At 59.4% G+C, this 25961-nt stretch carries 22 protein-coding genes, 1 tRNA gene and 2 pseudogenes; 19 read left to right on the forward strand and 6 right to left on the reverse strand.

Features of this window, described 5'->3' with window-relative positions; genetic code table 11:
* Positions 1 to 32: 32 nt before the first annotated feature.
* The 4 genes from pheT (at position 33) to PSH91_RS09880 (ending at position 3220) form a co-directional block, all read left to right on the forward strand.
* The gene (gene pheT, locus PSH91_RS09865; RefSeq protein WP_305468050.1) at positions 33 to 2411 is read left to right on the forward strand and encodes a phenylalanine--tRNA ligase subunit beta; all 2379 of its coding nucleotides are present in this window, start codon (positions 33 to 35) and stop codon (positions 2409 to 2411) included.
* Between the two features lie 3 nt (positions 2412 to 2414).
* On the forward strand, positions 2415 to 2717 hold the full coding sequence (ihfA, locus tag PSH91_RS09870; RefSeq protein ID WP_002553164.1) for an integration host factor subunit alpha: 303 nt from the start codon (positions 2415 to 2417) through the stop codon (positions 2715 to 2717).
* Positions 2698 to 3054, forward strand: a complete 357-nt coding sequence (locus PSH91_RS09875) for a MerR family transcriptional regulator (protein ID WP_003179985.1) — start codon at positions 2698 to 2700, stop codon at positions 3052 to 3054. Before ihfA ends, PSH91_RS09875 begins: the two co-directional genes overlap by 20 nt.
* A gap of 89 nt (positions 3055 to 3143) precedes the next feature.
* Positions 3144 to 3220 (forward strand) — tRNA-Pro (locus tag PSH91_RS09880).
* Between the two features lie 69 nt (positions 3221 to 3289).
* Here the strand turns inward: PSH91_RS09880 and PSH91_RS09885 are convergent.
* Positions 3290 to 3538, reverse strand: a pseudogene (locus PSH91_RS09885) (site-specific integrase); the annotation flags it as partial.
* Between the two features lie 226 nt (positions 3539 to 3764).
* On the opposite strand from PSH91_RS09885, the gene PSH91_RS09890 reads away from it, so the two are divergent.
* Positions 3765 to 4301, forward strand: a complete 537-nt coding sequence (locus tag PSH91_RS09890) for a hypothetical protein (protein ID WP_107322876.1) — start codon at positions 3765 to 3767, stop codon at positions 4299 to 4301.
* Between the two features lie 133 nt (positions 4302 to 4434).
* Here the strand turns inward: PSH91_RS09890 and PSH91_RS09895 are convergent, their stop codons facing one another.
* Positions 4435 to 4689, reverse strand: coding sequence for a hypothetical protein (locus PSH91_RS09895; RefSeq protein ID WP_107322875.1), 255 nt, complete (start codon positions 4687 to 4689; stop codon positions 4435 to 4437).
* A 298-nt stretch (positions 4690 to 4987) separates the two neighbouring features.
* Here PSH91_RS09895 and PSH91_RS09900 point away from each other — a divergent pair, with 298 nt between their 5' ends.
* Together PSH91_RS09900 and PSH91_RS09905 are read left to right on the forward strand one after the other, a co-directional pair.
* Entirely contained in the window at positions 4988 to 5569 is a 582-nt protein-coding gene (locus PSH91_RS09900) for a hypothetical protein (RefSeq protein WP_177513927.1), read from the forward strand.
* A gap of 203 nt (positions 5570 to 5772) precedes the next feature.
* Positions 5773 to 6164: pseudogene (locus tag PSH91_RS09905) on the forward strand (phage holin, lambda family).
* A gap of 237 nt (positions 6165 to 6401) precedes the next feature.
* Here PSH91_RS09905 and PSH91_RS09910 read toward each other — a convergent pair.
* Together PSH91_RS09910 and PSH91_RS09915 are read right to left on the reverse strand one after the other, a co-directional pair.
* Entirely contained in the window at positions 6402 to 6851 is a 450-nt protein-coding gene (locus PSH91_RS09910; protein ID WP_107322873.1) for a hypothetical protein, read from the reverse strand.
* A gap of 156 nt (positions 6852 to 7007) precedes the next feature.
* The gene (locus PSH91_RS09915; protein ID WP_107322872.1) at positions 7008 to 7613 is read right to left on the reverse strand and encodes a TetR/AcrR family transcriptional regulator; all 606 of its coding nucleotides are present in this window, start codon (positions 7611 to 7613) and stop codon (positions 7008 to 7010) included.
* Between the two features lie 161 nt (positions 7614 to 7774).
* On the opposite strand from PSH91_RS09915, the gene PSH91_RS09920 reads away from it, so the two are divergent.
* The 4 genes from PSH91_RS09920 to PSH91_RS09935 all read left to right on the forward strand — a co-directional run bounded on the left by PSH91_RS09920 (position 7775) and on the right by PSH91_RS09935 (position 13680).
* Positions 7775 to 8941 (forward strand): ATP-NAD kinase family protein, encoded by a 1167-nt coding sequence (locus PSH91_RS09920; protein ID WP_107322871.1) that lies wholly within the window; start codon positions 7775 to 7777, stop codon positions 8939 to 8941.
* Between the two features lie 36 nt (positions 8942 to 8977).
* Positions 8978 to 10381 (forward strand): aminomethyl-transferring glycine dehydrogenase subunit GcvPA, encoded by a 1404-nt coding sequence (gene gcvPA / locus PSH91_RS09925; protein ID WP_107322870.1) that lies wholly within the window; start codon positions 8978 to 8980, stop codon positions 10379 to 10381.
* Positions 10378 to 11934 carry an aminomethyl-transferring glycine dehydrogenase subunit GcvPB gene (gene gcvPB, locus PSH91_RS09930; RefSeq protein WP_076385518.1) on the forward strand — a complete coding sequence of 519 codons (1557 nt, stop codon included), beginning with the start codon at positions 10378 to 10380 and terminating at the stop codon, positions 11932 to 11934. The genes gcvPA and gcvPB overlap by 4 nt, the downstream gene beginning before the upstream one ends.
* A gap of 123 nt (positions 11935 to 12057) precedes the next feature.
* Positions 12058 to 13680: an acyl-CoA synthetase gene (locus PSH91_RS09935; protein WP_305468054.1), complete on the forward strand. Its 1623-nt coding sequence runs from the start codon at positions 12058 to 12060 to the stop codon at positions 13678 to 13680.
* Positions 13681 to 13825: 145 nt separating this feature from the next.
* Here the strand turns inward: PSH91_RS09935 and PSH91_RS09940 are convergent, their stop codons facing one another.
* Together PSH91_RS09940 and PSH91_RS09945 are read right to left on the reverse strand one after the other, a co-directional pair.
* Complete coding sequence (locus tag PSH91_RS09940) at positions 13826 to 14518, reverse strand: response regulator (protein WP_047229344.1); 693 nt, start codon at positions 14516 to 14518, stop codon at positions 13826 to 13828.
* Positions 14493 to 17885 (reverse strand): ATP-binding protein, encoded by a 3393-nt coding sequence (locus PSH91_RS09945; protein ID WP_305468055.1) that lies wholly within the window; start codon positions 17883 to 17885, stop codon positions 14493 to 14495. Before PSH91_RS09945 ends, PSH91_RS09940 begins: the two co-directional genes overlap by 26 nt.
* A gap of 320 nt (positions 17886 to 18205) precedes the next feature.
* On the opposite strand from PSH91_RS09945, the gene urtA reads away from it, so the two are divergent.
* From urtA to PSH91_RS09985, 8 genes are all read left to right on the forward strand, one after another.
* A complete protein-coding gene (urtA, locus tag PSH91_RS09950; RefSeq protein WP_173407118.1) occupies positions 18206 to 19450 on the forward strand; it encodes an urea ABC transporter substrate-binding protein in 1245 nt (414 codons plus the stop codon).
* 111 nt (positions 19451 to 19561) lie between these two features.
* Positions 19562 to 20479, forward strand: a complete 918-nt coding sequence (urtB, locus tag PSH91_RS09955; RefSeq protein ID WP_047229347.1) for an urea ABC transporter permease subunit UrtB — start codon at positions 19562 to 19564, stop codon at positions 20477 to 20479.
* Between the two features lie 10 nt (positions 20480 to 20489).
* Entirely contained in the window at positions 20490 to 21677 is a 1188-nt protein-coding gene (urtC, locus tag PSH91_RS09960) for an urea ABC transporter permease subunit UrtC (RefSeq protein WP_173407117.1), read from the forward strand.
* Entirely contained in the window at positions 21674 to 22432 is a 759-nt protein-coding gene (gene urtD, locus PSH91_RS09965) for an urea ABC transporter ATP-binding protein UrtD (RefSeq protein ID WP_305468058.1), read from the forward strand. Before urtC ends, urtD begins: the two co-directional genes overlap by 4 nt.
* A 10-nt stretch (positions 22433 to 22442) precedes the next feature.
* Positions 22443 to 23132, forward strand: a complete 690-nt coding sequence (urtE, locus tag PSH91_RS09970; RefSeq protein ID WP_139050668.1) for an urea ABC transporter ATP-binding subunit UrtE — start codon at positions 22443 to 22445, stop codon at positions 23130 to 23132.
* Positions 23133 to 23287: 155 nt separating this feature from the next.
* Positions 23288 to 24517: a formamidase gene (gene fmdA / locus PSH91_RS09975; RefSeq protein ID WP_047229351.1), complete on the forward strand. Its 1230-nt coding sequence runs from the start codon at positions 23288 to 23290 to the stop codon at positions 24515 to 24517.
* A 36-nt stretch (positions 24518 to 24553) separates the two neighbouring features.
* Positions 24554 to 24901 carry an FmdB family zinc ribbon protein gene (locus PSH91_RS09980; RefSeq protein WP_047229352.1) on the forward strand — a complete coding sequence of 116 codons (348 nt, stop codon included), beginning with the start codon at positions 24554 to 24556 and terminating at the stop codon, positions 24899 to 24901.
* A gap of 14 nt (positions 24902 to 24915) precedes the next feature.
* Positions 24916 to 25959, forward strand: coding sequence for an aliphatic amidase (locus PSH91_RS09985; protein ID WP_047229353.1), 1044 nt, complete (start codon positions 24916 to 24918; stop codon positions 25957 to 25959).
* Positions 25960 to 25961 lie beyond the last annotated feature (2 nt).

Raw genomic sequence — 25961 nt, forward strand, 5'->3', positions numbered from 1 at the left:
CAGACCCGTAACGAATCTAATAGGAGAGCAGGATGAAATTCAGTGAACAATGGCTGCGCGGCTGGGTAAGCCCGCAGGTAAGCCGGGACGAGCTGGTTGCTCGCCTGTCGATGGCCGGTCTTGAGGTCGATAGCGTGACGCCGGCCGCCGGTGAATTCAGTGGTGTGGTGGTGGGCGAGGTGCTGAGCACCGAGCAGCACCCGGACGCCGACAAGCTGCGGGTGTGCCAGGTCAGCAATGGCGCGGAAACCTTCCAGGTGGTCTGTGGCGCGCCAAATGTGCGCCCGGGCCTGAAGATCCCGTTCGCCATGATCGGTGCCGAACTGCCGGGCGACTTCAAGATCAAGAAAGCCAAGCTGCGTGGCGTCGAGTCCAACGGCATGTTGTGCTCCCAGGCTGAACTGCAGATTGGCGAAGGCAACGATGGCCTGATGGAGCTTCCAGCTGACGCACCGGTCGGCCAGGACATCCGTGAGTACCTGAGCCTGGACGATGCGAGCATCGAGGTCGACCTGACCCCGAACCGTGGCGACTGCCTGTCCCTGGCCGGTCTGGCTCGTGAAGTGGGTGCGTTGTATGCCGCCCCAGTGGCACGTCCAGCGGTCGCGACCGTTGCCGCGGTGCATGATGAAGTGCGCTCGGTTGAAGTGCTGGCGCCGGCGGCATGCCCACGTTACCTGGGGCGCGTTATCCGGAATGTCGACCTGTCCAAGCCGACCCCGCTGTGGATGGTCGAGCGCCTGCGTCGCGCCGACGTGCGCAGCATCGACGCTGCCGTCGACATCACCAACTACGTGATGCTGGAGCTGGGTCAGCCGCTGCACGCGTTCGACCTTGCCGAAATCAACGGCGGCATCCGCGTGCGCATGGCTGATGAAGGCGAGAAGCTGGTACTGCTCGATGGCCAGGAAGTGACCCTGCGCAGCGATACGCTGGTCATCGCCGACCACTCCCGTGCCCTGGCGATTGCCGGCGTGATGGGTGGTGAGCACAGCGGCGTCTCCGCGACGACCCGTGATGTGTTCCTTGAAAGTGCGTTCTTCGACCAGATTGCGGTGGCTGGCAAGGCCCGTTCCTATGGCCTGCACACCGATGCCTCGCACCGTTACGAGCGCGGCGTGGACTGGCAACTGGCCCGTGAAGCCATGGAGCGCGCCACTGGCCTGCTGCTGGAAATCACTGGCGGCGAAGCTGGCCCGATCATCGAAACCGTCAGCGAACAGCACCTGCCCCAAATCGCACCGGTCACCCTGCGTGCCCAGCGCATCACGCAGATGCTCGGCATGGAAATGGCCCCGGCTGAAGTCGAACGCCTACTCAGTGCCCTGGGCCTGAACATCAGCGCCGACGGGGCAGGGCAGTGGCGTGTCGAAGTGCCAAGCCATCGCTTCGATATCAGCCTGGAAGTCGATCTGATCGAAGAGCTGGCCCGTCTGTACGGCTACAACCGTTTGCCGGTTCGCTACCCGCAGGCGCGCTTGGCCCCACAGGCCAAGGCCGAAGCCCGTAGCGACCTGCCGGAACTGCGCCGTCTGCTGGTGGCTCGTGGATATCAGGAAGCGATCACCTACAGCTTCATCGATCCACGCCAGTTCGAGCTGTTCAATCCAGGTGTCGAGCCGCTGTTGCTGGCCAACCCGATTTCCAACGACATGGCCGCCATGCGCTCGTCCCTGTGGCCGGGCCTGGTCAAGTCGCTCCAGCACAACCTGAACCGCCAACAGGACCGCGTACGTCTGTTCGAAAGCGGCCTGCGTTTCGTTGGTCAATTGGAAGGCTTGAAGCAAGAGCCGATGCTGGCCGGTGTCGTTTGCGGCAGTCGTTTGCCGGAAGGCTGGGCGCAAGGTCGCGATGTTGTCGACTTCTTCGACGTCAAGGCTGACGTGGAAGCGGTGCTGGGCTTCGCCGGTGCGCTCGACGCGTTCACCTTCGTGCCGGGCAAGCATCCGGCGCTGCATCCGGGCCAGACGGCACGCATTGAGCGTGACGGGCGTGAAGTCGGCTATGTCGGGGCGATTCACCCTGAACTGTCCAAGACTCTGGGGCTTGATCGTCCTGTGTTTGTTTTCGAGCTGGTTCTGGGCGAAGTGGCACTGGGGAAAATGCCGAAATTCCAGGAGTTATCGCGCTTTCCTGAAGTGCGGCGTGACCTTGCGCTGCTGGCCGATCGCGACGTTGCATCCAGCGCCGTACTGGATGTAATCCGTGAAAATGCAGGCGAATGGCTCACGGACCTCAGGCTATTTGACGTGTATCAGGGTAAAGGCATTGATCCGCATAGAAAAAGCCTTGCAGTCGGCTTGACCTGGCAGCATCCATCGCGCACTCTTAATGACGATGAGGTGAATACCGCAACGCAGAATATCCTCACCTCGCTCGAAAACAGGTTGAACGCCACGTTAAGGAAGTGACGTATGGGGGCTCTGACGAAAGCTGAGATGGCGGAACGTCTGTATGAGGAGCTGGGCCTGAATAAACGGGAGGCCAAAGAATTGGTCGAACTGTTTTTCGAAGAAATCAGGCACGCTCTGGAAGACAACGAACAGGTCAAATTGTCCGGTTTCGGCAATTTCGACCTGCGGGACAAACGCCAGCGGCCTGGCCGCAATCCGAAAACGGGTGAAGAAATCCCGATCACGGCTCGCCGTGTGGTCACCTTTCGTCCAGGGCAGAAGTTGAAGGCCCGAGTTGAGGCTTATGCTGGAACCAAGTCATAACGACGAGCTACCCGTCATCCCAGGCAAACGCTACTTCACCATTGGTGAAGTCAGCGAGCTGTGTGCGGTAAAACCGCATGTGCTGCGCTATTGGGAGCAGGAGTTTCCTCAACTCAACCCGGTCAAGCGCCGCGGAAACCGCCGGTATTATCAGCGACAAGACGTGCTGATGATCCGGCAGATCCGCGCGCTGCTGTACGACCAGGGGTTCACCATCGGCGGAGCGCGCTTGCGCCTCTCCGGTGATGAGGCCAAAGACGATACAACCCAGTACAAACAGATGATCCGCCAGATGATCGCCGAGCTTGAAGATGTGCTGGTGGTGCTCAAGAAATAAATTTCTGCTTTTAAATCTTCCAGTTTTCAAAAGCTTGCGATATATTCCTGAGCGTTCCGTTGAGAGACGGAACAAGATTCACGCCTAGTCGGGGCGTAGCGCAGTCCGGTAGCGCACTAGCATGGGGTGCTAGGGGTCGAGTGTTCGAATCACTCCGTCCCGACCATATTATTCAATGACTTAGCCCAACTCTAGCCAGTTGGGCTTTTTCATTGGTGGGGAGTTTTTCGGGACTTCATCCTGTTTTCCTCTTCAAGATTGTCAGCACCGGTCCCCTAGAGTCGTTTGCTGATACCATATTCGCAGCTTCGATCAGATGCCCGAGCTCGGCGCCCGAGTAGTGACTGGTGATGCTGCCGTTCTTGTGCCCCAGCAAAGCCTTTCGGTCTTCCTGCGTGACACCTGCCGCCCGAAGGCGACGGCCAAACGTGTGTTTCAAGTCGTGCACCCTTATGGATGCATACCCAGGGTGAGCGGGGCGAATCCAGCGCGACACAGAGACACGTTGAATGAAGTGCCCGGCGATCATGCGGGCCGTCAATTCTTGATCGCACCTCTCAATCTGCACGGCTGGCTTCGTTAAATTGATCAAGCAGCGTGATGTTTTAAGATTGGCTATCAGCCCAGTCGCCCATATCAAAATGCCACTCGCATAATTGAATTCGTATCTACAATCACAAGTGCCCTATTTTGGGTAATTGGAGGTAGGTATGACTAAAGGAAACTTTGTCGTAGTCGGCGCTCTTCTTTTGTCAGGTTGCTATCACGTGACCAAAGTAAGCCCTCCAGCGTTGACGGCATATGAGAGCTTTGTTAAATCCGACTCAACAAAAGCCCCGATGGTCGCGGCGCTCAAGGACTTCGATACCGTCGCAGAGTATTGCTGGACCCGTTCGAACAATTATGAAATTAGAACCAAGAACGCAGAGTTCTGGCGGCTTGGTGTGGGTGCTGGTGGAGGCGTGATGGGCTTTACAGGTGCCATGTTGGCTGCTGCTGGAACTGGAGGTTTTGCTCCCGCTATCACGGCGGGGCTTGCGGGCGTTGCAAGCATTACTTTGGGTAGCGCCGAAAAAGGTCCTTTGGCTCCAGCGGCATTTATGCGAGAGCGCGATGGTATAGCCTCTCTGATTATCGCGAGAGCAAACGAAGTGCGAGCGGAGTCGGACCCGGACAATATTTACAAACTGGCCATAGCATTAAAGCATAGCTGTCGCTCCCTTCCCGGGGCGAAGGAAGAAAGCTAAACATGCTTCGAAGCATGGCTAGGTCGATCCTCTGGGACATGGACGCAAGTTTATCGGGTGCTCACGCAAGACCCTGTCGCCTCCTGCACCAGTTGCCAGCCTCGCCACCGTGCGGGGCTTTTTCGTTTCAGGGCTAGTCCAGGATCTCAACCTCGCTGATTGTTGCAGCGTTACTTGCCACGTAAAACCCGTGCTTCTTTAGAGATGTGAGGACCTCATTTTTGTTAAGTCCTGTCGGCAGATCGTCTGTGCTGATATCTGTTTGGCGATGAAACGCCAAGCCATCCAGAAATTCAGAGCCGGAGTCAGATATTCTTGGAATGCCTTTGCCGTCCTCGACGATCAGGATCTTTTCAAGCGCCCGGTCTCGGTAGATATCTACTAACATTGTGAAGCTCCTTTTCCATGGTGGCGCCTTGCAGGCGGTGGTTCAAAAAATCTAGGTATCACGATTCACAACTGTTTTACAGCCCGGCCATTGAGTCGGGCTTTTTTATGGCCAGATGCCAAGCGAAAGAACGAAAAACCTTCTTGCTTATTCGAGACTGGAGGAAATGAGTGAAGAGCGCTGGGCCGTTGCTAGGATTGCATTCCTTAAGCTTTAAAGGCTTCCTTTATGCGCTGGTAGCATTTTGATGTCGCTGCGTACAAAATGCTCTCCCCCATCGATCGCCACGGAGAGCGATATGACTGCAGTGACCGCGCCAACTAAACGCAATGTCGGTTTTCTTCTCGGGCTTGGGATTTTGTTCCTGCCCTTTGTATTTGTATGGTTTCTGCTGCGGAACGGGCATTCGCTTCTCGCTCGAATCATTGGGTTCGGCTGGCTTGTGCTGTCCATTCTTATTGTCGCCGGGGCGCCGTCCTCAACGTCAAGCCACAACACCAGTTCTCAGATTTCCAAGACATCCGCATCGTCGCCAGCCCCTGCTGCTGCAACTGCTCCTGCCGAACCTCTTAAGGCCTACACCGCCGCACAAGTAGCGTCGAGTTATGAGGACAACACCGTTGCCGCAGACGTCCAGTTCAAGGATAAACGAGTTCAGGTGACCGGCCGGATCACCGACATCAATACTGACTTCCTCGGAAAGCCTTACCTGGTGCTGGCCGGCACGAACCAGTTCATGGGGCCGCATTTTAAGTTTGAAAAATCCGACTTGGCCGTTATGGCAACGTTGAAGAAGGGTGCCACCGTCAAAGTCATTTGCACTGGTAAAGGGGATGTCGTCAAAACTCCTATGTTCGAAGATTGCGAGCTGTTGAAGTAAGCAGAATTGATGCAAATGGAGGCGCGGAGAATGCCTGACGGAATCGATTTGAGTTTTTAGTTTTTCCGTTACTTTGTGTTTTTTTTGCGAGCAAAGCCCGATCCAGTGTTGGGTTTTTTGGCTTTCTACGTTCACAGAGCCTCGGCATTTGCCGGGGCTCTTTAGTTTTCGGCTCAGCACGCCCATCGCTCCGAGCTGGGAGTGTGGCTGGAGCTGATCTATCCCGCAGGTTGCGGTCTGTCGTATTCCTGTCCCTGACGGGGAGGAACAGAGATGTCCAACATGCAGACAAACCAGACACCTGGGCGATAGCGCTTGCGTGGTTGAGCCAGAATTCGCAAATCCTCTACGCGGCTGCGTTGTCCTGCGCTATGGCCGTCCTGCGAATCACGTACGGCGGCGGCACACGATCGAAGAGGGCTCCATCTGTGGTGTTCTGCCTCTCACCATCATCAGCGGCCTTGAGTTCTTCTCGCTGCCCCAGAGCATGGCTACCTTCGTGGGCGGCTGGGTTGGCTTCCTCGGGGTGGAGAAGATCCGATCCATTGCTGATCGGGTGAATGACTTCAAGCTTCCTGGCCGGAAGCCCGAGTAAAGCGCGACACGTTTTGCGTATCAGCAAATTGCGTCGCTACATTCAGGTCGGCGTGACCAACGTATCCTGCCAGCGCCACGTGCCTCATTATGAGCCAAAGACGTCAACAAAGTCCCGACCGACTTGAGTACCATCGCGATTCAATCGACGCCTTCAAGGCGGCGGGCTGCCTTTAGACCAAATCAAAGCTCTGCCGTTCAGGACAGGCTGATAGCGGGGCGACGAGTATGGCTGGTCTCACTTCCTAGAGGCGAAGCATGCGCGTAAAGACTCTTGATGCTGCTTCATTATTATCTGAAGGTTCATACGCTTTTCCTCAGTTTCACCATATCCGTAGGCATTCTCAATTTTGTATTGCAAGTTCGAGATGACGCTCCGAATCGATTCGCATTGATCGTTCTGCATATCGGCCACACTTGCCCTGGCGGCTGAAAGGTCAGCGTTCAGTTTCGTGTAGGCATTGCGCCACTCTTCGTTTGCTTGCCGGAACTCACCAAGCGTTTTTTCAAGTGATTCGTTACGGCTATTTGCTGTCTTTAGAGAGCTTCTGAGCTCACCGTAATCGATGCCGCCTACTAACAATTGAGACAGACCGGCTCCCACCAGTCCGGCGATCGGCACGATCAATGCGAGCTTCTTAACATTCGACCAAAATGTATTGTTCGGCGGTCTTTGTTGCCTTTCCATGTCTTTCCTTCAAATGAAATCGCTCATTCTCAATGACTGCATGCAGTGATGGCAACTCGGCAGTACAGGAGCGCAAATGGACAGACCAGTACCTCCTGCGTCGATGGTTGAGTTGTTTGAGTTCTCCGATTTCGGCATCCGTCTGACCCAGCCCCACTACTGACCTGCCGTTTCAGACACCAGCAACAATCCCGACGCCAATGCGACAAAACTCTCCACCACTTGCTCGGACGCTGTGTGCGGATCATCGGCGTTGGCGATCCACAAGGACGCGCCGAGCAGGGCGCCCATGATCAGGCGCGCCGTCGCTTCGGTGTTGACCTTGCGAATCGTCCCCTCATCGATCAGCCGTTGGATGCTGCGTTGGGTGCTGCGGATACAGGCGTTCTGGCTGGGCCATTGCGAAGGATCGCCCAGCACCGATGGCCCGTCTAGGAACACGATGCGTTGGATTTCAGGTTCCAGGGACATCTTGATGTACGCGATGGATTCATCAATGAAGCCGTCCCAGATCGTGGCCGCCTCATCGATGATGACGGACAGGCGCGCCATCATTTCTTCGTCGATCTGGGTGATGACTGCCTGCAGCAACCCTTTCTTGTCACCGAAGTGATGGTATAGCGCGCCCCTGGTGAGCCCCGCTTGCGCGGTCAGATCGTCCATCGAACTGTCCGCATAGCCTTTCGTCGCGAAGGCTTCCCGTGCTGCCTTGATCAGCTTGCCGCGGGTCTCCGAAATCATGTCCGCACGCTTCTGCGCCATCGATCGTTTTCCTCATCAAAAATTCAACATGCATGGCGTATGTCAGTTGACATACGCTGCGTATGTCGTATTGTTGCTCACATACGCGGCGTATGCAATCGGCATGGAGATCTGTTTCTTCAGTGCCGGTGACGCCGCTCTTCAGCACAGGATACCGAGCAATGTGTGAGCAGCGCGATCCCGAGAGTTCAGTCACCAGCGTCGGCCAGGGCAAAACCCTCGGGCTGATCGTCAATCCTGTGGCGGGCATGGGCGGCCCGGTGGGTTTGAAGGGCACCGATGGCCCCGATGTCCTGCTAGAGGCGCGACGCCGTGGTGCGCGGCCGGTCTCCAGCGAGCGCGCCGTGCTTGCGCTCAAACGCCTGGCTGCCTCGTCCATGCCTTTTCGCTTGCTCACCGGCTCTGGTGCGTTGGGCGAAGACGTTGCACGCGCCGCCGGTCTCGATCCTATCGTCGTCTACCGCTCAATATCCGAATCGAGCGAAGCTGATGACACGCGAAGCGCGGCGATTGTCATGGCTTACGCCAACGTTGATCTACTGCTTTTCGCCGGCGGTGATGGCACGGCGCGGGATGTGCTGGGAATGGTCAGCGACCGGGTGCCGATCCTCGGTATCCCAACGGGCGTGAAAATGTATTCCGCCGTCTTCGGTACCAATCCCGAAAACGCCGGAAGCCTCGCCGCACGCTTTATTGCTGGCGAGCCTTCAGTGCGCTTTCGCGAGGCCGAGGTGATGGACATCGATGAAGCGGCCACACGAAATGACCAGGTGTCTGCGCAACTCTATGGCTATGCACGCAGCCCTTATGAACGTCACCTCGTACAAAACGCCAAGTCCGGGTCTGTCGCCAGTGACAGCTTGGCGCTGGACGCCGCCTGTCGGCAGGTCGTTCGAGAGATGCAGCCAGGCTGCCTGTACCTGTTGGGGCCCGGCACCACCACGCGGCGCGTGATGACCGAACTCGGCCTGCCATCGACGCTGCTGGGTGTCGATGCCGTACTGAACGGCGCGCTGGTGGGCTCTGACCTCAACGAACACCAGTTGATCCGGCTGATGGAGGGCTATGAGATCCGCATCATCGTCGGCGTCCTTGGCGGGCATGGCAGCTTGTTCGGCCGTGGCAATCAGCAGATCAGCGCCGAGGTCATCCGCCGGGCAGGACGCGAGCACCTCATCGTGATCGCCTCGATGGACAAGCTGCTCTCCCTCGACGCCGGTTGCTTGCGCGTCGACACCGGCGACGCCCAAGTCGACGCCGCGCTCAGCGGCCATATACGCGTGCACACAGGACCTGACCGGTCCGTCTTTTTCAGGGTTCGATCCTGACCATCTGTTCCATCCGAAAAAACCGAGGATAACCCCATGAGTAATCATGTCGCCCACCCCTACATGGCGAACTCCGTCCCCGCCCTCAAGCAGGAGATGCTGGACTCGATTGGTGTTGACAGCATCGAGGCACTGTTCCAGCAAATCCCCGAGGAACATCGCCTGCAGCGGCCGATCAACCTGCCGCCGGCACTGAACGAGAGTGAGCTGCGCCGACACCTGGTCAGTACGCTGTCGAAGAACAAGACCTGCGAGCAGAACCTCAACTTCCTCGGCGCCGGCTGTTGGCAGCATCACGTCCCGGCGGCCTGCGACGAGGTGGTACGGCGCAACGAATGGCTGACGTCGGTGTTCGGCGAACCGAGTTCCGATCACGGGCGCAACCAGGCCTGGTTCGAATTCTGCAGCCAGCTCGGCGAGCTACTGAATATGGACCTGGTCGGCTTGCCTGTGCGCAGTTGGGGTTGCGCCGCCGGCCACGCCATCCGTATGGCCACACGCATCACCGGGCGTCACGAAGTGGCGGTGGTCCGCGCCATCGACCCGGAGCGGCTGTCGATTATTCGCAACTACTGCGAACCGGTCGACATGCCGAGCCACATCGTCGTGCGCCTCGTCGACTATGACCCGAACACCGGTTTGCTCGACCTCGATCACCTACGCGCCTCAATCGGTGCACAAACCGCTGCCGTGTATTTCGAAACCCCGTCCTACTTCGGGGTGATTGAACAGCAAGGCGCCGAGATTGCGGCGATTGCCCACGCGGCGGGTGCCGAAGTGATCGTCGGTGTCGACCCTATCTCCCTGGGCGTGCTGGCCGCGCCCATCGATTTCGGCGCGGACATCGTGGTCGGTACCACTCAGCCGCTCGGTGTGCACATGAATTGTGGCGGCGGTGTCAGTGGCTTCATTGCAACCCGCGATGAAGAACTCTACGCCCACCAGTACCCGACGTTGTTCATCAGTATCGGTGAGACCACCAAGCCCGGCGAATACGGTTTTGGCCTGAGCCTGTTCGAGCAATCGTCCTATGGCTTGCGTGACAAGGGTAACGACTGGACCGGCCACTCGGTGTACATGTGGGCCATCGCCAACGCCGTGTACATGGCCATGATGGGGCCGCAAGGTTTTGAAGACGTCGGCAAGGTCATTCTGCAACGGGCTCACTACGCCGCGAAGCTGTTGGCTGAAATTCCAGGGGTAGGCGTGACATTTGCGTCCGGTTTTTTCAAAGAGTTCGTGGTCAATTTCGACGCCACCGGGCTCAGTGTGAAAGACATCAACAAGCAGTTGCTCGTACTCGGGATCTTCGGCGGCAAAGACCTGACGCAGGACTTCCCGGAGCTGGGCGCCAGTGCCCTGTATTGCGTCACCGAGATTCACACCCAGGCAGACCTTGAGCGTCTGACCGCTGCACTCAAGAAGGTAATCGCACAATGAGCACCACACTCAGGGAATACCACGCCCCCGTCTGGAGCGAACCTGTCATTTTGGAAATGGGCTATCCCGGCCGTCGCGGAGTGATTTTTTCCGATGTCGAAGCCGACGTTCAAACAGCTGTCGGCAGCGCCGCTGATTTGATTCCCGCGACTATGCGCCGCTCGCGCAAACCGGCGTTGCCGCAAATGTCCGAGCCCGAGGTGCTGTACCACTACCTGCGTTTGTCGCAGCAGACCCTGGGCATGATGAACATCAGCCTGTTCGGCACCTGCACCATGAAGTACAACGCGCAGATCAACGAGGCCATGGCCTGGCGCCCGGAAATCACCCACGTACATCCGTATCAGGACGAAGACACCCTGCAAGGTGCGCTGGAAGTGGTACACGGCATGGACACGATCTTGCGTGAATTGTCCGGGATGGATCAGTTCATCTTCCAGGCGGGCGGTGGTGCCGACGCGGCCTATACCAGTTGCGCCGTGACCCGCGCCTACCATGCGTCCCGTGGTGAACTGGCCCAGCGTGATGAGATCATCACCACCATCCAGACACACCCCAGCAGTGCCGCGACGGCCGCTGCGGCGGGGTTCAAAGTCATCACCCTGATGATTGAGGAGAATGGCTATCCGTCGCTCGAGTCGCTCAAGGCTGCCGTGTCCAACCGCACCGCCGCATTGATGGTGAACAACCCCGACGACATGGGCGTCTACAATCCCGAGATCCGCGAATGGGTGCGCGTGGTGCACGAGGCCGGCGGCCTGTGCTTCTACGATCACGCCAACTTCAATGGCGTGATGACCAAAATCCGTGCACGCGAACTCGGTTTTGATGCCTGCATGTTTATGCTGCACAAGACCTTCGGCGCGCCCAAGAGTGGTGTCGGCGGGCCCGCTGTTGGAGCGTATGGCTGCTCGGCGGAACTTGCGCCGTTCTTGCCCGCGCCAGTGGTCGCCTTTGACGGTGAGCGCTACCGCCTCGATCACGACCGTCCACAGAGCTGCGGCAAGATTCGCGAGTTCTGGGGCAATGTCCCAGTGATTCTCAAGGCCTACGCCTGGTCCCGCGCCATGGGTGCAGCGGGCATGTCTGAGGCTTCGGATATTTCCGTGCTGGCCAACAACTACATGGAAAAAGGCCTGCTGGCCATTCGCGGTGTCACCCGTTCCCATCCCGAGGCCACAAGTGCGCGAATGGAGATGACCCGCTACAGCCTTGAGCAACTCAAGGAGGACACCGGGGTCGATGTCCACGACGTGCAGAACCGCATGAGCGATTTCGGTATTGATCCGATGTGGAGCAGCCACCACCCTTGGCTGATACCTGAGCCGTTCACCCCAGAGCCGGGCGAAATGTATGGCAAGGAAGCGCTGGACACCTGGATCCAGGTGCTCGCGCGGATCTCTGACGAGGCCTACTCTAATCCCGAGATTGTCAAAACCTCGCCGCATAACCAGGCGATCCACCGGCTCAAGAGCGCGCAGTTGGAAGACCCGCAGCAGTGGGCCATGACATGGCGCTCGTACGTGCGCAAAAACGATAAGCGCACGGTTTGAACCAGCGGTTGCACTGATGCAGCGTCCCAGGGGCGTGATGTACACCTGAGCAGAGCCAACAATCAGCCATTGGAAGTGTCCAGCCGTGCTACGCGGCTGGGAACTTCCTCACAGGAATATCTTATGTCGATTTTCGAAACGGGCTTGGCGCCCTCGCCAGTCAACTATGTCGCGCTCTCGCCACTGAGCTTCATTGAGCGCACGGCCTCGGTCTACGGTGAGTATCCGGCGGTGATCCACGGCGCGGTACGGCGCAACTGGCAACAGACTTATGAGCGCTGCCGACGCCTGGCCGGCGCGCTCAACGGGCGGGGTATCGGCAAGGGCGATACGGTCGCGGTGATGCTGCCCAACATCCCGGCCATGCTCGAAGCGCACTTCGCTGTGCCAATGATTGGTGCAGTCCTCAACACCCTCAATGTACGGCTGGATGCGCCAGCCATTGCCTTCATGCTGGAACACGGTGAAGCCAGGGTGTTGATCACCGACCGTGAATTCCACCGGGTGATCTGTGAAGCCTTGAGCCTGCTGTCCAATCCTCCCCTGGTGGTCGATGTGGACGACCCGGAGTATGGCGAAGGCCAAGCGCTCAGCAATCTGGACTATGAAGCCTTCCTCGCTGAAGGCGACCCGCAATTCGCCTGGCAATGGCCTGAGGACGAGTGGCAAGCCATCGCCCTCAACTACACGTCCGGCACTACTGGCAACCCGAAAGGCGTGATTTACCACCACCGTGGTGCCTATCTCAATTCACTGGGCAATCAGATGACCTGGGCGATGGGCAACCATCCGGTGTACCTCTGGACTCTGCCGATGTTCCATTGCAATGGCTGGTGCTTCCCGTGGACCGTCACCGCATTGGCCGGTACTCATGTGTTTTTGCGCCGCGTGGACCCGGAAAAAATTCTCACCCTGATCAACCAGCATCAGGTCAGCCACCTGTGCGGTGCGCCCATTGTGCTCAACGCGCTGGTCAACCTGCCAGACTCGGCCAAGGTCGTTTTCGATCACCCGGTCAACGCCATGGTGGCGGGCGCCGCGCCGCCGGCCAAGGTCATCGGTGCGGTCGAGGAGATGGGCATCAAGGTCACTCACGTCTATGGATTGACCGAGGTTTACGGTCCTGTGACTGTTTGTGCCTGGCACGCGCAATGGGATGAGCGCCCGCTCGACGAACGGGCGAAGATCAAGTCACGCCAAGGCGTGCGCTACCCGACCCTGGAGGGCCTGATGGTTGCCGATCCGCAGACCATGGAGCCGGTGCCTTGCGATGGGATCAGCGTTGGCGAAATCTTCATGCGCGGCAACACAGTGATGAAAGGCTATCTGAAGAACCCCGATGCCACCCGTGAGGCGTTCAGGGGCGGCTGGTTTCACACCGGCGACTTGGCGGTTCGTCACCCGGACGGCTATGTCGAAATCAAGGATCGGCTCAAGGACATAATCATCTCGGGAGGAGAGAACATTTCCACCATCGAGGTTGAGGACGTTTTGTATCGTCACCCGGCGGTACTGGAAGCTGCGGTGGTCGCCCGTCCGGACGAAAAATGGGGTGAAACTCCGTGTGCCTTCATCACTCTCAAAGCTGACTGCCAGGACACTCGGGAAGCCGAGATCATTCGCTTCTGTCGTGAGCATCTGGCAGGGTTCAAACTCCCGAAAACCGTCGTGTTCAGCGAGTTGCCGAAAACTTCGACGGGCAAAATCCAGAAGTACGTACTGCGCGGCTGGGCCAAGGCACTCTGAAAGGAACCCGCTTGACCGATAAGCCGTCGGCACATCATCAAAGACATTGCCGCGATACAAACGTAATTTGGCGAGAGCCGTTTCCAACGTTCCTGCTTCATCCACCAGCTAGTGCTCATCCAGCAATACGTCTGGTTATCGCGGCTTACCTTGAAACACTGTTGCGAGAATCGGTCATGGCCGACAAGGCCACGGAGGTCGCTGCTGTGCGCGTTTCTACACCTAACTTCACATACACATGCTCCAGATGTTTGTTCACGGTGCGTGGGCTCAGATCAAGAATGGTGCCGATGTCGCGGTTGGTCTTGCCGCAGGCCACCCAGCGCAGAACCTCGACTTCCCGACCGGTGAGCTGAAAGCGTGCCGACAGCACCCTCTGCGCCGGCTCGTCGTCCAGGCTCGGCGCGGCTGGCTGTGACGCCGCTCGGGCCGACAGCAGGATGCGCGAGGTGCGCAGGTGTGCGGCGACCCGGGCCAGCACTTCGTCGGTCTGGATCGGCTTGGTCACGTAGTCGCTGCCACCGACTTCAAAGCCCTGGACCACATGCCTGCTTTCCGTCAGTGCGGTCATGAACAGCACCGGAATATCGGCGTTGGCCGGTTGCTCCTTGATCCGCCGGCAGGTCTCGAAACCGTCCAGGCCCGGCATCATCGCATCCAGCAGGATCAGGTCCGGACGCCGGCGTTCGATGCGGTTCAGGGCGCTGAGCCCGTCGAGGGCCACCAGGACCATGTAGCCGGCATCGTTGAGGGCGTCGGAGAGCATGGCGAGGTTGTCCGGGGTGTCGTCCACAATCAGCACGACACCGGGTTCAGCGACTGTGGTCAATACATTCATCTTCTGCCTCCTTGAGGGCGCGGTTGATTTCGTCCAGGCGAAAGTTTTTCAGCAGCTTGCGTAGCGAACTGATGAAAGGGGCGGTGGCTGGCGTCTCGGCCTGGATGGCGTCAAGTTTTTCGTGCAGACCGCGTACGTAGCCAATGGCGCTGAGTTCGCCGAGGGCGATGAGGTCAGGCTGTGAGGGCAATACCCCCGGTACGGGGAATGTCGCAGGGGCTGGTTTTTCGCGGCGCAGCCAGTGCAGGTCGAGTTGCTGCTGGATCCGTTCGAGCAGCTCCGGGGTGTTTACCGGCTTGGCAAGGTAGTCGTTGCAGGCACTGGCCAGGCTGCGCTCGCGCTCGTCGTTAAAGGCATTGGCCGATATCACGATGATCGGTGCTGTGGACAACGCATTGCGGCGGATCAGTCGGCTGGTTTCCCAGCCATCCATCGTCGGCATCGACAGGTCCATGAGGATCAGGTCCGGCCCCCGCAGGGCGACCTGGCGAATCGCTTCCTGGCCGTTGCTGGCCTGGATCACTTCAAAGCCCAGGGGCGTAAGCATGCCGCTGAGGACCTTGCGATGGTCCACATGGTCGTCCACTACCAGCACCAGACGCCGCGGCCCCTGGTAGCCGATGATGTCGTGTTCGACATGGATTACCGCTTGCGGCACCCGTACTTGCGAGAGAAACAGGCGCACCTGGAAACAGGTACCCTTGTCCTGCTGACTCTTGACCTGCAACTCGCCGCCCATCAGCGAGGTGAGCATGCGGGTAATGGTCAGGCCCAGGCCAACGCCCTTGTCCTGGCGCATCAGATCACCGCGCTCGAAAGGCTGGAAGATTCGCTCGATGTGCTCGGGGTCGATGCCGATACCCGTGTCGATGATGTCGAAGGTTGCCGTCTCGCGCATGTAACTGACCCGCAGGCAGACCTCGCCGCTGTCGGTGAAGTTGACCGCATTGCCCAACAGGTTAATGAGGATCTGCCGGACGCGCTTTTCGTCGCCCCGCACTACCGCCGGTATCTTGCCGATCAGCTCCAGGCGAAAGCGCAACCCTTTGTCCCGGGCTTGTGGGGTGAACATCAGCTCCAGATCGTGGATCAGTTCCGGGAAGGGGATTTCCGTCGGTTCCAGGCGCAATTTGCCGGCCTCGATCTTGGCTACATCGAGCAGGCCGTCGATCAGCGACAGCAGGTGCGAGCCGCTGCGCAGGATGGTCGCCAGGGCATCCTGATGCTGCTCCGGCATGGCCGCATCGCGCTGCAGGATCTGGGTAAAACCGAGGATGCTGTTCAACGGCGTACGCAGTTCGTGGGACAGTCCGGTGACGTAGCGACTCTTGGCCGCGTTGGCCGCCTCGGAAGCCTCCTTGGCATCTTGCAGGGCCTGGTCGGTCAAGCGGTGGGCTTCGATTTCCTGCATCAGCAGCAGGGTCTGGCGGTCCGATTCTTCCTGGGCCACGCGGCGGCTTTCCCGCGTCAGGACCACCCACCAGGCGAGGATGGCCGCCAGTACCGAGAGCGTCAGGAAGGCCTGGAAAAATGCCTGGTACAGCGTCGCCTGGGCTTGCGGCGAGTGGGGCAGCCCCTGGGAGGCCTGGCCATAGATCAGCGCCAGAGCGCCGCTGAGCATCAGGATCAGCGCGAGCAGCAGGCCCAGGTAATGGACTAGCCGGGTGTGCAGGCGTGGCACCGTGGCATTGGGCAACAACCAATGCAACAGCGCTTCGAATTGCGCCGACAGACGCCCGTGGGGTTTGCAGCGATCGCCGCAACGCGCGTCCAGCGAACAGCAAAGCGAGCAGATGGGCGTGCTGTAGGCCGGACAGAAAGCCATGTCGGCGGTTTCGAATGGGTTGCTGCACAGGCCGCAGGTGATCTGCGTGCTCGCAGCTACCGGTTGCAGCAGTAACGGATCGCTGGTGCGGGCGATGTAATAGCGGCTACGGGTGGCCCAGGCCAGCAGCGGGGTCATGACCAGCGAGGTGCCGAGGGCGACGAAGGGCGGAGCGGCCTGGGCCAGTGCACCAAATAGACCGAAGTGGGCGAGGACCGACAGCAGCGAGGCGATCAGCATGGAGCCGACGCCCACCGGGTTGATGTCGTAGAGGTGAGCGCGCTTGAACTCGATGTACTTCGGTGACAACCCCAAGGGTTTGTTGATCACCAGGTCGGCGACCACCGAGCCGATCCAGGCGATGGCGATGTTGGCGTAGAGACCGAGCACCTGGTCGATGACGTCGAATACCCCCAACTCCATCAGCATCAGGGCAATGGCCACATTGAACACCAGCCAAACTACGCGGCCGGGGTGACTGTGGGTGACCCGGGCGAAAAAGTTCGACCAAGCCAGGGAGCCGGCGTAGGCGTTGGTCAGGTTGATCTTCATCTGCGAGACGAAGACGAACAGCACCATGGCCGCCAGGGCCCATTCCGGCGAGGCGAACACATAACCGAAGGCCACCAGGTACATCTGGGTAGGTTCCGTAGCGCGCTCGATGGGGATCTCGTGTTGCAGAGCGAGAAACGCCAGGAAGGCGCCAGCGAACATTTTCAGGGCGCCGGGCAGGATCCAGCCGGGGCCGGCGCAGAGCAGGGCGGCCCACCAGCGCTTGCGGTTGGCCGCGGTTTTTTCCGGCAGGAAGCGCAGGTAGTCGACCTGTTCGCCGATCTGCGTCACCAGGGATAGGGCCACGGTACAGGCTGCGCAAAACGCCAGCAGATTGAAGTCGCCGCTGGCATCACGGCCCTGGAAACTGGTCCAGTCGCTGAAGGCCTCGGGGTTTTTCAGCAGCACAAACAGATAGGGCAGCACCAGCAGCACCAGCCACAGTGGCTGGGTCCAGAGTTGCAGGCGGCTGATCAGGGTCACCCCATAGGCCACCAGGGGGATCACCAGCACAGAGCAGATCACATAGGCAAAGGCCAATGGGATATGGAAGTACAGCTCCAAGGCCAGGGCCATGATCGCTGCTTCCAGGGCGAAGAACAGAAAGGTGAAGCTGGCGTAGATCAGCGAGGTGATGGTCGAGCCGATGTAGCCGAAGCCGGCACCGCGGGTCAGCAGGTCCATATCGACGCCGTAGCGGGCGGCGTAGTAGCTGACGGGCAGGCCGGTGAGGAAGATGATCAGGCTCACGGCGAGGATCGCCCAGAAGGTGTTGGTGAAGCCGTAGCTCAGGGCCAATACCCCGCCAATCGCCTCCAGGGCCAGGAACGACACCGCGCCCAGGGCGGTGTTGGCAATGCGCAGCTCCGACCACTTGCGGAAGGACTTTGGTGTGTAACGCAGGGCGTAGTCTTCCATGGTTTCGTCGGCGACCCAACTGTTGTAGTCGCGACGGATCTTGGCGATGCGCTGGGTGCCAGGTGGAAGCACGGCGAAAGACTCCTGGGGTCAAGGCGCTCCGTGCCTGTCGGGTGTGCCCGTGGCGGATAGCCGAGCAATTTTCATGCCCTGCACCACGCCGTCTTGCCGCGCCAGCTGTTGCCTGCGCGCGCGTCCGCGCAGTGCCGTTCAGGCGGGGCCTGGGGCGATAGCCTGCGCCGCCTTGGTGCATTTTTCCCTACGTCAAATGACGTATGCGCTTACGTCAGGCTGCGTATACCCGTCACCGATCCGCGCCGCCATGCTGATGCCACCACCGTTGCCGGCCGCCCCAAGGCGAGCTGTCAGCGTCACCGCAGAGGAGTAGCAGCATGGAACCACGATTGATCCGCACTAAAGGCCTGTTGCCGCGCCGCCTGGCGCTGGGGGCGGCGGCCCTGTCGTTATTGGCTGCCAGTGTGTTCAGCCAGGGGGTATGGGCGGACGAGGCCAACAGCACCGGCCTGGCGGTGACCGCCACTGAAGTCACGGTCGGCCAGTTGCACTCGGCCACCGGCACCATGGCGATTTCCGAGACCGGCTCGATCCAGGCCGAACGCCTGGCCATCGAGCAGATCAACGCTTCAGGCGGCATCCTCGGTCGGCAGATCAAGGTGATCCAGGAAGACGGCGCCTCCGACTGGCCGACCTTCGCCGAGAAGGCCAAGAAGCTTTTGGTCAACGACAAGGTGGCAACGGTGTTCGGTTGCTGGACCTCGGCCTCGCGCAAGGCTGTGCTGCCGATTTTCGAGAAAGAAAACGGCCTGCTCTACTACCCGACTTTCTACGAGGGGCTGGAGCAGTCGAAGAACGTGATCTACACCGGCCAGGAAGCCACCCAGCAAATCCTCGCCAGCCTCGACTGGATCGCCAAGACCAAAGGCGCCAAAACCTTCTACCTGGTGGGGTCGGACTATATCTGGCCACGCACCTCGATGAAGATTGCGCGCAAACACATTGAGAACGTGCTGCACGGCACCGTGGTCGGCGAAGACTACTACCCGCTGGGCAACACCCAGTTCGGCTCGCTGATCAACAAAGTCAAGCTGAAGAAGCCCGACGTTGTGTTCGCCGCCGTGGTAGGTGGCTCCAACGTGGCCTTCTACAAACAACTCAATGCGGCGGGCGTCAATGCGGCCAAGCAGACCTTGCTCACCCTGTCGGTGACCGAGGATGAATTGCTGGGCATCGGCGGCGAAAACATGGCCGGCTTCTACGCCTCGATGAAGTACTTCCAGAGCCTGGACAACCCCAACAACAAAGCCTTCGTCGACGCTTTCAAGGCCAAGTACGGCAAGGATTCGGTGATCGGCGACGTGACCCAGGCCGCGTATCTGGGCCCATGGCTGTGGAAGGCTGCGGTGGAGAAAGCCGGCAGCTTCGATATCGACAAAGTGGTAGCAGCCTCGCCGGGCATCGAGTTGAAAACCGCGCCTGAAGGCTACGTCAAAGTGCATGAAAACCATCACCTGTGGAGCAAGACCCGCATCGGTGAAGTGCAACCCGATGGCCAGTTCAAAGTGGTGTACGAGTCCGATCTGATCGAACCGAATCCGTTTCCTAAAGGCTATCAGTAAGGTCTGGGCCTATCGCGGCAAGCCGACTCCAACACTTTGTAGGAGCTGGCTTGCCGGCGATGGAGCTCCATCGTTTCTCCACATCCTCCCTCCAAGCAGGAGTCCATCATCATGGAATGGCTATCGGAATTTGGTGCCATCGCGGCGATGCAGGGGTTCAACGGCTTGTCCGTGTTCTGCGTGCTGCTGTTGATGGCATTGGGGTTGGCGATCATTTTCGGCCAGATGGGGGTCATCAACATGGCCCACGGCGAGTTCCTCACGATCGGCGCCTACACCACCTATGTCTGCTCGAGCCTGACCAGTCATTTCGCCCCGTGGTTTCAACCCTATTATTTTTTCATCGCCATCGCCCTGTCGTTCCTGATGGCCGGGGCCATCGGCTGGCTGGTGGAGTGGGCGATGATCAGTCGGCTCTACAAGCGTCCACTGGACACATTGCTGGCGACCTGGGGGCTGTCCCTGGTGATGCAGCAGACCTTCCGTTCGGTGTTCGGCGCCCGTGAAGTCAGCGCGACGCCGCCGGAGTGGCTGATGGGTTCGTTCAACTTCACTGAGTCCATCGAGATCCCGCGCAACGGTCTGTTCATGATGGCCCTGACCCTGCTGCTCACCGGGGCCATTTTTCTCTTGCTCTACCGCTCACGCTGGGGCCTGCAAGTGCGGGCCACGGTGCAAAACCGACTGATGAGCCGTGCCGTGGGCATCAATACGCGCAAGGTCGACCGAATGACCTTTGCCCTCGGTTGTGGTGTCGCGGGGGTGGCCGGCGCGGCCTTTACCACCATCGGCTCCACCGGTCCCACCGCGGGCTCGCAGTACATCGTCGACACCTTCCTGGTGGTGGTCTTCGGCGGCGCACAAAGCCTGTTCGGCACCATTGCGTCGGCGTTCGTCATTGCCCAGACCCAATCGATTTCGGAGTTTTTCCTCAGTGGTTCGATGGCCAAGGTGCTGACCCTGTCCGGGGTGATTCTGATCCTGATGTTGCGCCCTCAAGGGTTGTTCTCCATCAAAGTGCGCAAGTAGAGGCGAGCCAATGAAGCTTTTAGACAAGATGCTGGCGGGCAAGCAGAACCTGTTGGGCGTGGCCCTGTTGGCGCTGCTGATCTTCGTGGTCTTCCCGCTGACCCTGGATGCCTTTCGCCTGAACATGGTGGGCAAGTACCTGACCTATGCCTTCGTCGCTGTCGGCCTGGTGTTGTGTTGGGGCTATGGCGGCATTCTCAGCCTCGGGCAAGGGGTGTTCTTCGGCGTCGGCGGCTACTGCATGGCGATGTTTCTCAAGCTCGAAGCCTCCGACCCGCAGAGCACCAAAATCCAGTCGACGCCGGGCATTCCGGATTTCATGGACTGGAACCAGATCACCGAACTGCCGTGGCTCTGGGTGCCGTTCCACAGTTTCAGCTTCACCCTGCTAGCGGTGATCCTGGTGCCGGTGGCGCTGGCCTTCATCATTGGCATGGCGCTGTTCAAGCGGCGGGTGGGGGATGTTTATTTCTCTATCGTCAGCCAGGCCATCGCGCTGATTCTCACGGTGCTGATCGTCGGCCAGCAGGGCCTGACCGGCGGGGTCAACGGCATCACCGATCTCAAGACTCTGCTCGGCTGGGACCTGCGCAGCGACAGCGCCAAGCTGCTGCTGTACTTCATCAACGCGGCCTTGTTGTTCGGCTGCATTTTCATCGGCCGTTTCGTCCTCGCGTCGAAGCTCGGGCGGCTGCTGATGGCGATGCGCGATAGAGAGGAACGGGTGCGCTTCTCCGGTTATGACGTAGCCAGTTTCAAGATTTTCGTGTTCTGCATCGCCGCCGCCTTCTCGGCCATTGGCGGCGCCATGTTCGCCTTGCAGGTGGGCTTCATGTCGCCTTCGTTCGTCGGCATCGTGCCGTCCATCGAGATGGTGATCTTTGCCGCTGTCGGCGGGCGCATGTCGCTGCTCGGCGCGGTGTATGGGGCCTTACTGGTGAACTACGGCAAGACCTATTTCTCCGAGTCGTTCCCCGAATTATGGCTGTACCTGATGGGTGGGCTGTTCATTGCCGTGGTCATGTACTTCCCCAATGGCTTGGCCGGACTCTGGGACAGCCATGGCCGCCAGACCCTTGGCCGTTTATTGCGGCGTCCCTCGCAGCAAGCTGCCGTTGCCGAACCCCTGCCAGAGGCGCCGCGCACCGCGCCGCCAGCCTCGGCTCCTGAACGTCCTTCGCTGGAGACGCAGCCATGACCGCCGTGGGTTTTAAAATGAACAAGCCGGTGCTGGTTATCGAGGGGCTGACGGTGTCCTTCGACGGTTTCAAGGCCGTGGACAACCTCAACCTGTACATCGACCGCAATGAAGTGCGGGTGGTGATCGGGCCCAACGGCGCAGGCAAGACCACGGTGCTCGACCTGATCTGCGGCAAGACCCGCGCCACCAGCGGCAGTATTCAGTTCGATGGTCAGGAGCTGACCAAGATGCGCGAGTACAACATCGTCCGTGCTGGTGTCGGGCGCAAATTCCAGAACCCGTCGATCTACGAAAACCTCACGGTGTTCGAGAACCTGGAGATGTCCTACCCGGCGGGGCGCAAGGTGTTGGGCGCGTTGTTCTTCAAACGCAGTGCCGCAGTGATTGCCCGGGTTGAAGAGGTGGCGCGGGAGATCTTTCTCGGTGAGCTGTTGCAGCAACAGGCCGATCTGCTGTCCCACGGCCAGAAGCAGTGGCTGGAGATCGGCATGCTGCTGATGCAGAACCCTGACCTGTTGATGCTCGATGAACCCGTCGCCGGGATGAGCGTCAACGAACGCGTCCAGACCGCAGAACTGCTCAAGCGCATCAGCCAGGGACGCTCGGTGCTGGTGATCGAACACGACATGGAGTTCGTCAAGAGCATCGCCCATAAGGTCACGGTGCTGCACCAGGGCAAGGTCCTGGCCGAGGGCAGCATGGAGTCGGTGCAGAACAACCCGAAAGTCATCGAAGTCTATTTAGGCCATTGAGGAAGCAGGCATGTTCAACGTAGACAAGCTGTCCTGTGGTTACGGCCAGAGCCAGATCCTCCACGACCTCGACCTGGCCGTGGCCAAACGCGAAATCGTCGCCGTGATGGGACGCAACGGTATGGGCAAGACCACGCTGTTCAAGAGCTTGATGGGCATCCTTCCGCAGTGGCGGGGGCAGGTCAGCGTCGATGGCCAGGAGGTCTCGAACCTGGAAACCCACGAGCGGGTGGAGCTCGGCATCGCCTATGTGCCCCAGGGGAGGATGATTTTTCCCAGCATGACGGTGTTGGAAAATATTCAGACCGGCCTGCCGGCATCGGCCCGGGGCCAGGTCCCCGAAGATCTTTATGCGTTGTTTCCGGTGCTTCACGACATGCGCTCGCGCAAGGGCGGCAATCTCTCGGGCGGGCAACAGCAGCAACTGGCCATTGCCCGGGCGCTGGCGACCAATCCCAAGGTGTTGTTGCTCGATGAACCTACCGAAGGCATCCAGCCGTCGATCATCAAGGACATCGCCCGCACTTTGAAAGAGATCCGCAACCTGCGCGACCTGACCATTGTGGTCTCCGAGCAGGTGCTGTCATTCACCCTGGAAATCGCCGACCGCTTCCTGGTGATCGAGAAGGGCCGCTTCGTGATTGAAGAGACCCGGGACAAGGTCGACGAAGCCACCATCAGTCGCTACCTCTCTGTGTAGGTGCGGCCGGGCGGCGCGATGGTTTATCGGCCCCCTTTGCTGCAGCTGGCAAGCCAGCTCCTGCAGGGGTACGTCATCCAACGTATTGGCCGATTCGGGCCGCCATTCGAGACTGGTTCCAACGCGGTACATCCCCAATGTTCAGGAGCTTCGCCATGACCGATACCTTGATCAAAGTCGACCTCAACCAGCCCGCCACCGAGAACGAACAGATCCATAACCGCTGGCATCCGGACATTCCCATGGCTTGCTGGGTCAAGCCAGGGGATGACTTTATTCTTGAGACTTACGACTGGACCGCCGGCGCGATCAAGAACAACGACGACGCCTCGGATGTGCGTGACGTCGACCTGTCCACCGTGCACTACCTGTCCGGTCCGGTGGGCGTGCATGGCGCCGAGCCAGGGGATCTGCTGGTGGTCGACCTGTTGGACATCGGTGCCAAGGCCGAATCCATGTGGGGCTTCAACGGTTTCTTCTCGCGGCAGAACGGCGGCGGATTCCTCACGGATCACTTTCCCAGCGCACAGAAAGCCATCTGGGATTTCAAAGGCATGTTCACAAGCTCGCGGCACATTCCCGGGGTCAACTTTGCCGGCCTGATCCACCCCGGATTGATCGGTTGCCTGCCCGACCCGGTAATGCTCGCCGACTGGAACCGCCGTGAGCAGGAGCTGATCGATACCAACCCGACCCGCGTGCCGCCCTTGGCCAACGCCCCGCTGGCCGCCACCGCGCACATGGGCAAGCTCAAAGGCCAGGCCCGGGATGATGCCGCGGCCACCGGCGCACGCACCGTGCCGCCGCGTGAACATGGTGGTAACTGCGATATCAAGGACCTGTCCCGGGGCTCGAAGATTTTCTTCCCGGTCTACGTCAACGGCGCCGGCTTGTCGGTGGGAGACCTGCACTTCAGTCAGGGCGACGGCGAGATCACTTTTTGCGGCGCAATCGAGATGGCCGGCTGGGTGCATATGAAAGTCGAGCTGATCAAGGGCGGCATGGCCAAGTACGCAATCAAGAACCCGGTGTTCAAACCCAGCCCGATTATCCCGACCTACCAGAACTACCTGATCTTTGAAGGTATCTCGGTGGATGAAGCCGGCAAGCAGCACTACCTGGACGTCAATATCGCGTACCGCCAGGCCTGCCTGAATGCGATCAACTATTTGACCAAGTTTGGTTATTCGCCCGCCCAGGGCTATGCACTGTTGGGTTCTGCGCCGGTGCAAGGGCATATCAGCGGCGTGGTCGACATCCCCAACGCCTGCGCGACCCTCTGGTTACCCACCGAAATCTTCGAGTTCGACATCAACCCCAACGCCAACGGCCCCATCAAACACCTCGACGGCAGTATCGATCTGCCGATCGCCCCGGACCTGTGAGACACGCCCGAGCCCGATCAATGTCCGGAGAGCGCCATGCCGACCTATGAGTACGAATGCCAAACCTGTGGCTGTTTCACAATGTTGCGGCCTATGGCCCAACGGCACGAGCCGTGCCAGTGCCCGTTTTGCGCGGGCCCAGGAGGGCCTTTGCTGTTGTCTGCGCCGGCGCTGACGACGTTGTCGAGCAGTCAACGCCAGGCCATGGCGACCAACGAGCGAAGTGCCCACTCGCCGCAGACCCTTGGTGAGTACCAGCAGAACCGTCGTCACCCCAGTGGGTGCAGTTGTTGCGCACCGAGCAAACCGCTGGCCCCGACCAAAGCCAATCCACAGGGGCTCAAGAGTAAAACCGGCTCCAGACCTTGGATGATCAGCCATTAACAGAGGTAAATTTCATGCGTCATGGTGATATTTCCAGCAGCCCGGATACCGTGGGTGTCGCGGTCGTCAATTACAAAATGCCGCGGCTGCATACAAAAGCCGAGGTCATTGAAAACGCCCGCAAGATTGCCGACATCATCACTGGTATGAAAAGCGGTCTCCCCGGCATGGACCTGGTGGTGTTTCCTGAATACAGCACCATGGGCATCATGTACGACCACGATGAGATGATGGCGACTGCTGCCAGCATTCCAGGCGAAGAGACTGCGATCTTTTCCGCCGCGTGCCGTGCGGCAGACACGTGGGGGGTGTTTTCACTGACCGGTGAGCGGCATGAGGAACACCCTCACAAAGCCCCGTACAACACGTTGGTGTTGATCAATAACCAGGGCGAAATCGTCCAGAAGTACCGCAAGTGCATTCCCTGGTGCCCCATAGAAGGCTGGTATCCGGGTGATCGGACCTATGTCTGCGAGGGGCCGAAGGGCTTGCAGATCAGCTTGATCATTTGTGATGACGGTAACTACCCGGAGATCTGGCGCGACTGTGCAATGAAAGGGGCGGAGTTGATCGTCCGGTGCCAGGGCTATATGTACCCGGCCAAAGAGCAGCAGGTGATGATGTCCAAAAGCATGGCCTGGGCCAATAATTGCTATGTGGCAGTGGCCAATGCCGCCGGCTTCGATGGGGTTTACTCCTACTTTGGTCACTCGGCGATCATTGGCTTCGACGGTCGCACTCTGGGCGAATGCGGTGAAGAGGAAATGGGCATTCAGTACGCACAATTATCCGTTTCGCAAATCCGCGATGCGCGAGCGAACGACCAATCACAGAATCATTTGTTCAAGCTGCTGCATCGCGGTTACACCGGGGTCTATAACTCCGGGGACGGCGACAAGGGAGTGGCTGACTGCCCGTTCGACTTTTACCGCACCTGGGTACTGGATGCGCAGAAAGCCCAGGAAAACGTCGAAAAACTTACCCGTCGCACCGTCGGCGTGGCTCATTGCCCGGTGGGAGAGATTCCCCACGACGGTAAAGAAAAACACGCAGGCTAAAC

The organism is Pseudomonas sp. FP1154 (assembly GCF_030687245.1).
In the GTDB taxonomy this organism is placed as follows: Bacteria; Pseudomonadota; Gammaproteobacteria; order Pseudomonadales; family Pseudomonadaceae; genus Aquipseudomonas; species Aquipseudomonas rhizophila.